Here is a 12,856-nt window from a genome sequence, read left to right on the forward strand (position 1 = left end):
ACAATCCGCCGCTCTCCGAACCGCTGACCGAGGTCTCTCCATGCCCGTGAATCTGCCGCCCCTGGATCCTGCTGCCCTGCATGCCGTGCCCGGGGTGCGCCTGGGCGTGGCGAAGGCGGGCATCCGCAAGCCGAACCGGGCGGATCTGGTGGTGCTGGCCCTGGACGATGGCGCCGCCGTGGCCGGGGTGTTCACCCAGAACCGCTTCTGCGCCGCACCGGTGCAGGTCTGCCGCGCGCACCTGGCGGCCGGGCAGGGCATCCGGGCGGTGTTGGTCAACACCGGCAACGCCAATGCCGGCACCGGTGCCGACGGCCTGGCGCGGGCGCAGCAGACCTGTGCCGCGCTGGCGGGGCTGATGGGCCTCGCGCCGCAGCAGGTGCTGCCGTTCTCCACGGGTGTGATCATGGAGACGCTGCCGGTCGACCGCATCGAGGCCGGCCTGCCCGCCGCGCTGGCCGACCTGCGGCCGGACAACTGGGCGGCTGCCGCCCAAGGCATCATGACCACCGACACCCTGCCCAAGGCCGCGTCCCGCCAGCTTCAGATCGGCGGCCGCACCGTCACCATCACCGGCGTCAGCAAGGGCGCCGGCATGATCCGGCCGAACATGGCCACGATGCTGGGCTTCATGGCCACCGACGCGGTGATCGCCCCGGCGCTGCTGCAGGCCCTGGTGACCGAGGCGGCCGATGCCAGCTTCAACCGCATCACCATCGACGGCGACACCTCGACCAACGACTCCTTCGTGCTGATCGCCACCCGGCAGGCCGGGCATGCGGAGATCACCGCGCTGGATTCGGCCGACGGCCAGGCCCTGCGCGCTGCCATCACCGCAGTGGCCCAGCAGTTGGCCCAGGCGATCGTGCGCGACGGCGAAGGGGCGACCAAGTTCATCACCGTGCAGGTCGAGGGCGGCCGCACCGAGGCCGAGTGCAAGCTGGTGGCCTATGCCATTGCCCATTCGCCCCTGGTGAAGACCGCATTCTTCGCCAGCGATCCGAACCTGGGCCGCATCCTGGCGGCGGTGGGCTATGCCGGCATCGACGACCTGGACCAGGGCCTGATCGACCTCTACCTCGACGATGTGCATGTCGCCACCCAGGGCGGCCGACACCCTGGCTACAGCGAGGCCGATGGCCAGCGGGTGATGCGCCAGAGCGAAATCACGGTGCGGGTGCTGCTGCACCGCGGTGCAGCACAGGCCACGGTGTGGACCTGCGACCTGTCGCACGACTACGTCAGCATCAACGCCGACTACCGCAGCTGAGACCGCCGGCGCGGCCAAGCCCGTCCCGGCAGGCGACAATCGGCCACCATGACGGGTACCTACGGGAAACCCGCACCGGGGAGATGGCTTGGCTGGATTGGATGAGGACCGGGGCGTCGGCGCCCCGCGGCGTTGGGGCCTGGCCCCCGATGATCTGTTGCATGACAGGGTGTACCGCCGGCTGTGGTTGTCGATCCTGCTCAGCGCGGTCGGCAACCAGGTCACGCTGCTCGCGCTGCCGCTGACCGCAGCGCTGCTGCTGCAGGCCACGCCCACGCAGATGGGGCTGCTGGTGGCTGCCGAGGTGCTGCCGTTTGCGCTGTTCTCGCTGCCCGCGGGGGTGTGGCTGGACCGGGTGCGCAAGCTGCCGGTGTACCTGGCTGGCGAGCTGACGATCGCACTGGCCGTGCTCACCGTGCCGGTGGCCTGGTGGCTGGGCTGGTTGGGCATGGACTGGCTGTACCTGGTCGGTTTTGCGATCGGTTCAGTCAACGTGGTGGCCGGCAGTGCGTCGCAGATCGTGCTGACCCAGGTGGTGCCGCGTGAACGGCTGGTGGAGGCCCATGCCCGCAATGCGCTGGCCAGCTCCGGTGCCGAAGTGGCCGGGCCCGGCCTGGCGGGCGTGCTGGTCAAGTGGCTGGGTGCGCCGGTTGCCCTGCTGCTGGATGCGCTGCTGCTGGCCCTGTCGGCGGCCATCCTGCGAGGCATCCGGGTGACCGAGGTGCTGCAGGCGCGCCGACCCGGCCATGGCTTCCAGCAGGAACTGCAGGCCGGGCTGCAGTTCGTGCGCAGTCAGCGACTGCTGGTCGCCCTGGCCCTGGCCGTGGGCGGCTGGCAGGCCTGCCACAACGCGGTGCTGGTGGTGCAGATCCTGCACGCCAGCCGGGGCCTGGGCTTGTCCGAGCAGGCCATCGGCCTGTGCTATGCCGCGTTGGGCGTCGGCACCATTTCGGCCAGCCTGTACGGCAACCGGCTGAGCGACCGCATCGGCCCGGGGCCGTCGCTGGTGCTGGGCTTCGTGTTGTGCGGGTTGGGTTGGCTGCTGCCCTGGCTGTGGCCGACGGGCGCAGCCGGCGTGGCGGCCTTTGTCGCGATGCTGCTGCTCGCCGGCACCGGCGGTGTGCTGATCTTCATCAACTTTCTGGCGATGCGGCAGGCGGTGACGCCCGTGCAGCTGCTGGGCCGGATGACGGCGACGATGCGTTGGCTGATCCTGCTGCCGGCGATTCCCGGTGCCCTGCTGGGCGGCTGGATCGGCGAGCGCTTCGGCCTGGTGCAGGCGCTGGGCGCAGCCGGCGGTGCGGCCGTGCTGCTGGCGTTGCTGGCCTGGCGCGGCGGGGTGATTCCCGCGGTGCGGGTGCTGCCTTCACCGGCCGATCTGCATGCCGCGCCGCCGCTGCCTGGACCCGGCCCCGGGCCGGCGCAGACGACCTGAGCGGCCTGCGGTTCAGCCCGCCGCCGGCGCGAAGCGGTCGACCGCGTCGGTGATCAGGCCGTCGACGCCCAGGGCCAGCAGGCGCTGCGCATCGGCGGGCTCGTTGACGGTGTAGACCATCGCCAGCCAGCCGGCCTGGCGGGCCTGCTGCAGCAAGGCGGCGTCCATCAGCCGGTGGTGGGTGACGATGGCCACGCAGCCCAGTTCGGCAGCCACGTCCAGGCAGCCCGACCACAGGCTGTCGAGCAGCAGGGCGCGGGGCAGGTGGGGTGCGGTCTCGCGCGCGCCCTGCAGCGCCTCGGGCCGGAAGGAGCTGAACAGCGGCGGCACGGCCTGGCCGGCCCACAGCCGCGCGGTCTGCTCGCCCACCACCCGACCAGTGATGACTTCCTGCCCGGGCGTCGGCTTGATCTCGATGTTCAACTGCAGCTGGTTGGCCAGGATGAAGCGGGCCAGCGCAGCCAGCGTGGGCAGCGGCTCACCGGCATGGCCGCGGCTGTGCCAGCTGCCGGCATCCAGCTGCGACAGCGCACTCCAGGACAGATCACCCGCAGTGCCCTGGCCGCTGGTGGTGCGCTCGAGCGTGGCATCGTGCAGCAGGAAGGGCACGCCGTCGGCCGACAGCTTCACGTCGCATTCAAAGGCCCGGTAGCCGTGGGCGGCGCCCAGGCGGAAGGCCGCCAGCGTGTTCTCGGGCGCCAGCTTGCCGGCGCCGCGGTGGGCGATCCAGCGCGGGCAAGGCCAAGCCGGTGCAGCCATCAGTCGCCCACCCGCAGGCCGGTGCCGGCGTCGAACCAGTGCAGCCGGCCCGGTGCCGGGCGCAGCCGCACCGCCTGGCCGACCTGCGGCGGAGCCAGCGTGGCGTCCATGCGCACGGTGAACAGCGCACCGCCCAGGCGGCCATGCACCAGGCGCTCAGCGCCCAGCATCTCCAGCGTCTCGACCTGCAGCGGCCAGAGGCCGTCGTCGGCGATTTCCACATGCTCGGGCCGCAGGCCCAGCACCAGGGCGCCGGCACGTGGCGCGGCGGCGGGCAGCAGCAGGGTGGTGGCGTCGGCGCCGCTGCCGGCGGCAAAGCGGGTGCCGTCGGCCTGGCCGGTGAGCAGGTTCATCGGCGGTGAGCCGATGAAGCTGGCCACGAAGCTGCTGGCCGGCTTGCCGTACACCTGCTCGGGCGTGCCGATCTGTTCCATGCGGCCGGCGTTCATCACGATCATGCGCTGGGCCAGCGTCATCGCCTCGACCTGGTCATGGGTGACGAACAGGCTGGTGACGCCCAGCTCGCGGTGCAGCTTCTGGATCTCCAGCCGGGTCTGGGCGCGCAGCTTGGCGTCCAGGTTGGAAAGCGGCTCGTCGAACAGGAAGGCAGCCGGCTGGCGCACGATGGCGCGGCCCATGGCCACCCGCTGGCGCTGGCCGCCGGACAGCTGCCTGGGCGTGCGTTGCAGGAAGGGCCCGATCTCCAGGATCTTGGCCGCCTTCTGCACCCGGGCCTCGATCTCGGCCTTGGGCACCTTGGCGATCTTCAGGCCGTAGGCCATGTTGTCGTAGACGCTCATGTGCGGGTAGAGCGCGTAGTTCTGGAAGACCATCGCGATGTCGCGGTCGGCCGGTTCGACATCGTTGACCACGCGGCCGCCGATGCTGATCTCGCCCTCGCTGATCTCTTCCAGCCCGGCCACCATGCGCAGCAGCGTGCTCTTGCCGCAGCCGCTGGGGCCGACGATGACGATGAATTCGCCGTCGGTGATGTCGGCCGACACGCCGTGGATCACCTGGTTGGCCTTCGGGCCCTTGCCGTAGCGCTTGACGACGTTGTGGATGCGGATGGCGCCCATGTTCTCTTGTGTTGTCCGGTCTATTTTTCGCTGTCCACGAGGCCCTTGACGAACCACTTCTGCATGCCGATGACCACCAGCGCCGGTGGCAGCATGGCCAGCAGGGCGGTGGCCATCACCAGGTTCCATTCATTGGCGGCATCGCCGCCGGAGATCATGCGCTGGATGCCCAGCACGATCGGGTACATCTTCTCGTCGGTGGTCACCAGCAGCGGCCACAGGTACTGGTTCCAGCCGTAGATGAACTGGATCACGAACAGCGCGGCGATGCTGGTGGAGGACAGCGGCACCAGCACGTCCTTGAAGAAGCGCATTGGCCCGGCGCCGTCGATGCGGGCGGCCTCCACCAGTTCATCGGGCACCGTCAGGAAGAACTGGCGGAACAGGAAGGTGGCGGTGGCGCTGGCGATCAGCGGAATGGTCAGGCCGGCATAGCTGTTGAGCATGCCCAGGTCACTCACCACCTTGTAGGTGGGCGAGATGCGCACTTCCACCGGCAGCATCAGCGTCACGAAGATGGCCCAGAAGAAGAACATCTTGAACGGGAAGCGGAAGTAGACGATCGCGAATGCCGACAGCAGCGAGATGGCGATCTTGGCGATGGCGATGATCAGCGCGCTGATCAGGCTGACCTGCATCATCTGCGCCACTGGCGCCTTGCTGCCGGGGCCGCTGATCTGGCCGGTCAGCGCCTTGACGATGCTGTCCCAGAAGTGCCCGCCGGGCAGCAGCGGCATCGGCGCCTGCACGATGGCTTCGGTGGTGTGGCTGGCGGCCACGAAGGTCAGGTAGACCGGAAAGGCCACCACCGCCACGCCCAGCAGCAGCACGGCGTGGGACAGCAGGTTCAGCCAGGGGCGGCGTTCAACCACGGGTCGGTTCCATCAATAGTTGACGCGGCGTTCCACGTACTTGAACTGCACGATGGTCAGCAGCACCACGATCACCATCAGCACCACCGACTGCGCCGCCGACGAGCCGATGTCCATGCCCTTGAAGCCGTCGTAGTACAGCTTGTAGACCAGGATCTCGGTCTCCTTGCCCGGGCCGCCGTGGGTGGACGCATCGACGATGGCGAAGGTGTCGAGGAACACATAGACCACGTTGACCACCAGCAGGAAGAAGCTGGTGGGCGACAGCAGCGGGAAGATGATGGTCCAGAAGCGCCGCCAGGGGCGGGCACCGTCGATGGCGGCGGCCTCGATCAGGCTCTTGGGGATGCTCTGCAGCCCGGCCAGGAAGAACAGGAAGTTGTAGCTCAGCTGCTTCCACACCGCGGCCATCACGATCAGGCCCATGGCATGGTTGCCGTTGAGCAGGTGGTTCCACTCGAAGCCGTGGGCCCGCAGGTACCAGGCCACCACGCCGATGCTGGGCGCGAACATGAACAGCCACAGCACGCCGGCCACCGCCGGTGCCACCGCATAGGGCCAGATCAGCAGGGTCTTGTAGACCGTGCTGCCGCGCACGATGCGGTCGGCCATCACCGCCAGCAGCAGGCTGATGCCCAAGCCCAGCCCCGCCACCAGCACCGAGAACACCAGCGTGGTCTTGAAGCTGTCGAAGTAGGTGGGGTCGGAAAACAGCCGCTGGAAGTTTTCCAGCCCCACCCATTCGACGCTGGTGCCGAAGGCGTCCTGCTGCTGCAGCGACTGCACCAGCGCCTGGCCCGCAGGCCAGAAGAAGAACACCGCGATGACGATCAGCTGCGGCGCCAGCAGCAGCCAGGGCAGCCAGGACGACTGGAAGAGAACGCGCTTTTCAGCTGCCATGCTGCGAGATACCGATCAGCCCTTGTTGGCTTTTTCAAAGCGTTCGAGCAACTCGTTGCCACGGGTGACGGCCGAGTCCAGCGCCTCCTTGGCGCCCTTCTTGCCGGACCAGACCTGCTCCATCTCCTCGTCGATCACGGTGCGGATCTGCACCATGTTGCCCAGGCGGATGCCGCGCGACTTGTCGGTGGTCTTGCGGATCATCTGGTTCACCGCCACGTCGGTGCCGGGGTTCTTCTTGTAGAAGCCGCTCTTGTCGGTCAGCTCGAAGGCTGCGGTGGTGATCGGCAGGTAGCCGGTGCGCTGGTGGCTCTTGGCCTGCACCTCGGCGCTGGACAGGAAGTTGAAGAACGCCGCAGCGGCCTTGTACTCCTCGGGCTTCTTGCCGGCCATCACCCACAGGCTGGCGCCGCCGATCACCGTGTTCTGCGGCGCGCCCGGCACATCGGGGTAGTAGGGCAGGGTGCTCATGCCGTAGGCGAACTTGGCATTCTTCGACACGCTGGAGTACAGCGCCGACGAGCCGGTGTACATCGCGCACTCACCCGAGGGGAAGGTGGCGTCCGGCACGTTGGCCCGGCCCTTGTAGACGAACAGGCCCTGCTTGCTCATGTTGGCCAGGTTCTCGATGTGGCGCACATGCAGCGGGGTGTTGATCGCCAGGCGGGTGTCCAGGCCACCGAAGCCGTTGTTCTTGGTGGCGAACAGCACGTTGTGCCAGGCCGAGAAGCTCTCGAGCTGGGTCCAGCTCTGCCAGCTGGTGGTGAACGGGCACTTGTGGCCGCTGGCCTTCAACTTGGCGGCGGCGAGCGCCACCTCGGGCCAGGTGCCGGGCGCCTTCTCGGGGTCGAGGCCGGCGGCCTTGAAGGCATCCTTGTTGTAGTAGAAGACCGGCGTCGAGCTGTTGAACGGGAAGCTCAGCATCTGGCCGTTGGGGGCGGTGTAGTAGCCCGCCACCGCGCCCACATAGACCTTGGGATCGAACTTGTAGCCGGCGTCGGCCATCACCTTGGCCACCGGCACGATGGCGTTCTTGCTGGCCATCATCGTGGCCGTGCCCACCTCGAACACCTGCAGGATGTGCGGCGCATTGCCGGCCCGGAAGGCGGCGATGGCGGCTGTCATGCTCTGGTCATAGCTGCCCTTGAAGGTGGGCACCACCTTGTAGTTCTTCTGGCTGGCGTTGAAGTCGTTGGCCTGGTCGTTGACCCACTCGCCCAGGGCGCCGCCCATGGAATGCCACCACTGGATCTCGGTCTGGGCCTGCGCGGGGGCGCAGAGCGCGGCTGCAGCGGCCCAGGCGGCAGCTTGAAGTTTCAGATTCATGTCATCTCCGTGAAGGCGTCAGGTCACAAAAGCGCCGCATTGTGTGGGCAAATCATGACAGTCCCGTTTCTGTCATGACGCCCCCCGCATCGCAACGGGATTAACCCGCCGACCTGTGCGGGCCGCCAGGCTGCGACCGCCGTCACGGCATGCTGCGCTGCGATAATCAGGGGTTCCACGGTGCCTGCCAGGGCGTCCTGTTCCGTCCACCCTGAACCCGGCGCCTGCCCACCCATGAATGCTCCGATCGACCTGACCCAGCTGGCCCAGCAGCCTGCTGATGCCGCCACCGCGGCGCCGCGCCTGCGCGAGATCCCGTACAACTACACCTCGTTCTCCGACCGGGAGATCGTGGTGCGGCTGCTGGGTTCCCGCGCCTGGGAGCTGCTGGACCTGCTGCGCGACGAGCGCCGCACCGGCCGCTCGGCCCGCATGCTGTACGAGGTGCTGGGCGACATCTGGGTGGTGCAGCGCAACCCGTACCTGGAAGACGACCTGCTGGACAACCCCAAGCGCCGGCAGCTGCTGATCGATGCGCTGAACCACCGTCTGAACGAGGTGGCCCAGCGCCGCACGCCCGACGCCGATGCGGTGCGCGACGGCCATGTGGGTGAACTTCTGCAGATGGCCCGCGCCGCGGTGCAGCGCTTCGCCGCCCACTTCGACACCGTGGCCCAGTTGCGCACGCGCAGCCGCAAGGTGCTGGGGCGCGCCACCGCCAAGGACAACATCAAGTTCGACGGCCTGTCGCGGGTGTCGCATGTGACCGACGCCACCGACTGGCGGGTCGAGTATCCGTTCGTGGTGCTGACACCCGACACCGAGGCGGAGATGGCGGCCCTGGTGGCCGGCTGTGTGGAGCTGGGGCTGACCATCATCCCGCGTGGGGGTGGCACCGGCTACACCGGCGGCGCCGTGCCGCTGACCTGGAAGAGCGCGGTGATCAACACCGAGAAGCTCGAGCAGATGACCGAGGTCGAGTTCATCGACCTGCCCGGCGTGGCCGCCAAGGTGGCCACGGTGTCGACCGGCGCCGGCGTCGTCACCCAGCGCGTGGCCGACGCGGCCGAGCGTGCCGGCCATGTGTTCGCGGTCGACCCCACCAGCGCCGAGGCCAGCTGCATCGGCGGCAACATCGCGATGAATGCCGGCGGCAAGAAAGCCGTGCTGTGGGGCACCGCGCTGGACAACCTGGCCAGCTGGAAGATGGTGACGCCCCAGGCCAAGTGGCTGGAGGTGATCCGCCTGAACCACAACCTGGGCAAGATCCACGATGCGCCGATGGCCAGCTTCGAGCTGCGCTGGTTCGACGCCACCGGCAAGGTGCTGGAGAAGACCGAGCAGCTGGACATCCCCGGGGCGGTGTTCCGCAAGGAAGGCCTGGGCAAGGACGTCACCGACAAGTTCCTGGCCGGCCTGCCCGGCATCCAGAAGGAAGGCTGCGACGGCCTGATCACCAGCGCCCGTTGGGTGGTGCACAAGATGCCGCCGCATGTGCGCACGGTGTGCCTCGAATTCTTCGGCAACCCGATCGTCTCGGTGCCGTCGATCGTCGAGATCAAGAACTACCTGTTCGAGGAAGCGAAGAAGCCCGGCGGCGCCATCCTGGCCGGCCTGGAACACCTGGACGACCGCTACCTGAAGGCGGTGGGCTACACCACCAAGAGCAAGCGCGGTGGCCTGCCCAAGATGGTGCTGGTGGGCGACATCGTCGGCGACGACGAGAACGCCGTGGCCCGTGCCACCAGCGAGGTGGTGCGCATCGCCAACAGCCGCAGCGGCGAAGGCTTCGTGGCCGTCAGCGCCGATGCGCGCAAGAAGTTCTGGCTGGACCGCAAGCGCACCGCGGCCATCGCCCGCCACACCAACGCCTTCAAGGTGAACGAGGACGTGGTGATCCCGCTGGAGCGCATGGGCGAGTACACCCTGGGCATCGAGCGCATCAACATCGAGCTGAGCCTGCGCAACAAGCTGGAGCTGGTGGACCGGCTGGAAGCCTTTCTGTCCACCGGCAGCCTGCCGCTGGGCCAGACCGACGACGCCAGCGAGATCCCCAGCGCCGAGCTGCTGGAAGACCGGGTGCAGCAGGCCCTGGCCATGCTGCACGAGGTGCGCGCGCAGTGGCTGCACTGGCTCCACAACCTGGATGTGACGCCGGCGCCCGATGGCGGCGAAGGCGGCCGCAGCCACTTCGACCAGTTGCAGGACCACAGTCTGCGCGCCAGCTGGAAGCAGCAGATCCTGAAGCCCTGCGAGGCGCTGTTTGCCGGCGCCGCGCTGGCGCCGATCGTGGCCGAGTTCAAGCGCATCCATGCCGAGGTGCTGCGCGGCCGGGTGTGGGTGGCGCTGCACATGCATGCCGGTGACGGCAATGTGCACACCAACATCCCCGTCAACAGCGACAACTACGCCATGCTGCAGACGGCCCATGAGGCGGTGGCCCGCATCATGGCGCTGGCGCGCAGCCTGGGCGGCGTGATCAGCGGCGAGCATGGCATCGGCATCACCAAGCTCGAATTCCTGAGCGACGCCGAGATGGCGGCCTTCACCGACTACAAGGCCCGCATCGACCCCGAAGGCCGCTTCAACAAGGGCAAGCTGCTGCGCGGCGCGGCCCTCAAGGCCCTGGGCGACGATGTGCACGCCGCCGACCTGAGCCATGCCTACACGCCCAGCTTCGGCCTGATGGGGCATGAGTCGCTGATCATGCAGCAGAGCGACATCGGCGCCATCGCCGACAGCGTCAAGGACTGCCTGCGCTGCGGCAAGTGCAAGCCGGTGTGCGCCACCCATGTGCCGCGCGCCAATCTGCTGTACAGCCCGCGCAACAAGATCCTGGCCACCAGCCTGCTGGTGGAGGCCTTCCTCTATGAGGAGCAGACCCGCCGCGGCGTCAGCATCAAGCACTGGGAAGAGTTCGAGGACGTCGCCGACCACTGCACCGTCTGCCACAAGTGCCTGAGCCCCTGCCCGGTGAAGATCGACTTCGGCGACGTGTCGATGAACATGCGCAACCTGCTGCGCAAGATGGGGCAGAAGAGCTTCCGGCCGGGCAATGCGGCGGCGATGCTGATGCTCAATGCGACCAACCCACAGACCATCAAGCTGGTGCGCAGCGCCATGGTGGGCGTGGGCTTCAAGGCCCAGCGCCTGGCCAACGACGTGCTCAAGCTTGCTGCCCGCAAGCAGACCAGCGCGCCGCCTGCCACGCTGGGCACGGCGCCGATCAAGCAGCAGGTGATCCACTTCATCAACAAGAAGCTGCCTGGCGGCCTGCCCAAGAAGACCGCCCGCGCCCTGCTGGACATCGAGGACCGGGACTACGTGCCCATCATCCGCAACCCGGTGGCCACCACGGCCGAGACCGAGGCGGTGTTCTATTTCCCCGGTTGCGGCAGTGAGCGCCTGTTCAGCCAGGTGGGCCTGGCCACCCAGGCCATGCTGTGGCATGCCGGCGTGCAGACGGTGCTGCCGCCGGGCTACCTGTGCTGCGGCTACCCGCAGCGCGGCAGCGGCCAGTTCGACAAGGCCGAGCAGATCATCACCGACAACCGGGTGCTGTTCCATCGCGTGGCCAACACGCTGAACTACCTGGACATCAAGACGGTGGTGGTCAGCTGCGGCACCTGCTATGACCAGCTGCAGGGCTACCAGTTCGACAAGATCTTCCCCGGCTGCCGCATCATCGACATCCACGAGTACCTGCTGGAGAAGGGCATCACCCTGCCCACCGCCGGCGCCGGCTACTTGTACCACGACCCCTGCCACACGCCGATGAAGCTGCAGGAGCCGATGAAGACGGTCAAGGCGCTGATGGGCCCGAACGTGCTGAAGAGCGAGCGCTGCTGCGGCGAGAGCGGCACGCTGGGCGTGACCCGGCCCGACATCAGCACCCAGGTGCGCTTCCGCAAGGAAGAAGAGCTGCGCAAGGACGAGGTGGCACTGCGGGCCACCGGATCAGTGAAGCCCGATGCCAACGTGAAGATCCTGACCAGCTGCCCCAGCTGCCTGCAGGGCCTGAGCCGCTACCAGGACGACATGCAGAACGGCCTGCTGGAGGCCGACTACATCGTGGTGGAGATGGCCCGCAAGATCCTGGGTGAGACCTGGATGGAAGACTACGTCGGCCGGGCGAACGCCGGCGGCATCGAGCGGGTGCTGGTCTAACCCCCCGAAGCGCCTGCGGCGCACCCCCCCAGGGGGGGCGCACCCAGCGGCCCGGCGAAGCCGGTTCCGCGGCTGCCGCTGGGTGGTGGACTAAGTCGATTCGAACCGGCCCAGCCGCACCACGGTGTTGCCCGGCTTGGCATGGGCGGTGGACGGCATCACCAGCACGCAGTCGTCGTAGGGGCTCCGCCAGACCTGGCCGCTGTCTTCGGCGATCGGCGTGCCGGCCTGCGGCACCACGCCCAGGCCCGCGGTGGGCACCAGGAAGCGGAAGCTGCTGCTGCGCGCCACCACCGCCTCGGTCACCCGCACCAGGCGCTGTTCGGCCGGCAGCGGCAGGCGGGTGCGGGCAGCGGCCCACACCGCATCCACCACGCCGGCCAGGTGCAGGAACCGCACCAGCGTGTCGATGGCCACATCGGTGGCGGCGCGCTCCCAGTGCTGGCCGCATTCCACCAGCAGCGCCTTGCGCGGGCTGGCCGGGTCGCCGAAACCGCCGCGCTCCACCATGCGCAGGCCGGCCGGGTGGCCGGTGTCGATCAGCAGATCGGCCGGCGTGCCCAATTGGCGCGCGTACGCGGCGTGCTTGTCCTGCGTGCCGCAGACCATCAGCGGCCGGCAGGGCTCGGTCATCGAATGGATGTCGAGCAGCAGGTCGGCGGCATCGACGAAGGGCTGCAGTTCGCGCGCGCGCCGCAGCTCCACCGAATCCCGCGGGCCGAACAGCACCTCGTCGGCCCACACCCGGTTCAGGTCTTCGTCGACGCAGCGCGACGCATGCGGCGCCGCGGGGTCGAAACGCTCGAACGCGGCCACATTGGCAAAGGCCAGCACCAGGCTGCCGCGCAGCGGTGCCAGCGGTTGCTGGAACAGCCATTGCAGCGCGATGGCGCCGCACAGCTCGTTGCCATGGGTCAGCGCCTGCACCATCACCACCGGGCCAGGGCGGCCCGAATCGATGCGGTGCACGTAGGGCACGCCGGTGTTGCCCGCAGCGAATAGGCGGATGTCAGGGGCTTGCAACTCGATCGGGGGCAGGGCGGTCATG

Annotated in this window: 9 protein-coding genes; 3 read left to right on the plus strand and 6 right to left on the minus strand. The window is 68.4% G+C overall.

Annotated elements, in window-relative coordinates; translation table 11 throughout:
- Positions 1-40: 40 nt before the first annotated feature.
- Both argJ and FFT10_RS07180 read left to right on the plus strand, forming a co-directional pair.
- Positions 41-1,270: a bifunctional glutamate N-acetyltransferase/amino-acid acetyltransferase ArgJ gene (gene argJ / locus FFT10_RS07175; protein ID WP_137732122.1), complete on the plus strand. Its 1,230-nt coding sequence runs from the start codon at positions 41-43 to the stop codon at positions 1,268-1,270.
- 157 nt (positions 1,271-1,427) lie between these two features.
- A complete protein-coding gene (locus tag FFT10_RS07180) occupies positions 1,428-2,705 on the plus strand; it encodes an MFS transporter (protein WP_228026995.1) in 1,278 nt (425 codons plus the stop codon).
- A 12-nt stretch (positions 2,706-2,717) separates the two neighbouring features.
- Here FFT10_RS07180 and ugpQ read toward each other — a convergent pair whose 3' ends face one another.
- The 5 genes from ugpQ to ugpB are packed head-to-tail and all read right to left on the minus strand — an operon-like array spanning position 2,718 to position 7,641.
- Complete coding sequence (gene ugpQ / locus FFT10_RS07185; RefSeq protein ID WP_137732123.1) at positions 2,718-3,464, minus strand: glycerophosphodiester phosphodiesterase; 747 nt, start codon at positions 3,462-3,464, stop codon at positions 2,718-2,720.
- On the minus strand, positions 3,464-4,543 hold the full coding sequence (locus tag FFT10_RS07190) for a sn-glycerol-3-phosphate import ATP-binding protein UgpC (RefSeq protein ID WP_137732124.1): 1,080 nt from the start codon (positions 4,541-4,543) through the stop codon (positions 3,464-3,466). The genes ugpQ and FFT10_RS07190 overlap by 1 nt, the downstream gene beginning before the upstream one ends.
- Before the next feature lie 20 nt (positions 4,544-4,563).
- Positions 4,564-5,415, minus strand: a complete 852-nt coding sequence (ugpE, locus tag FFT10_RS07195; RefSeq protein ID WP_137732125.1) for a sn-glycerol-3-phosphate ABC transporter permease UgpE — start codon at positions 5,413-5,415, stop codon at positions 4,564-4,566.
- A 12-nt stretch (positions 5,416-5,427) separates the two neighbouring features.
- Positions 5,428-6,315 (minus strand): sn-glycerol-3-phosphate ABC transporter permease UgpA, encoded by an 888-nt coding sequence (gene ugpA / locus FFT10_RS07200; protein WP_137732126.1) that lies wholly within the window; start codon positions 6,313-6,315, stop codon positions 5,428-5,430.
- A gap of 15 nt (positions 6,316-6,330) precedes the next feature.
- On the minus strand, positions 6,331-7,641 hold the full coding sequence (gene ugpB, locus FFT10_RS07205; RefSeq protein ID WP_137732127.1) for a sn-glycerol-3-phosphate ABC transporter substrate-binding protein UgpB: 1,311 nt from the start codon (positions 7,639-7,641) through the stop codon (positions 6,331-6,333).
- A 234-nt stretch (positions 7,642-7,875) separates the two neighbouring features.
- Between ugpB and FFT10_RS07210 the strand changes: the two genes are divergently transcribed.
- On the plus strand, positions 7,876-11,808 hold the full coding sequence (locus FFT10_RS07210) for a DUF3683 domain-containing protein (protein ID WP_137732128.1): 3,933 nt from the start codon (positions 7,876-7,878) through the stop codon (positions 11,806-11,808).
- Between the two features lie 90 nt (positions 11,809-11,898).
- Here FFT10_RS07210 and FFT10_RS07215 read toward each other — a convergent pair whose 3' ends face one another.
- A complete protein-coding gene (locus FFT10_RS07215) occupies positions 11,899-12,855 on the minus strand; it encodes a M14 family metallopeptidase (protein ID WP_137732129.1) in 957 nt (318 codons plus the stop codon).
- Position 12,856 lies beyond the last annotated feature (1 nt).

This window comes from Pseudaquabacterium pictum (assembly GCF_005403045.1).
GTDB classification, from domain to species: Bacteria; Pseudomonadota; Gammaproteobacteria; order Burkholderiales; family Burkholderiaceae_C; genus Pseudaquabacterium; species Pseudaquabacterium pictum.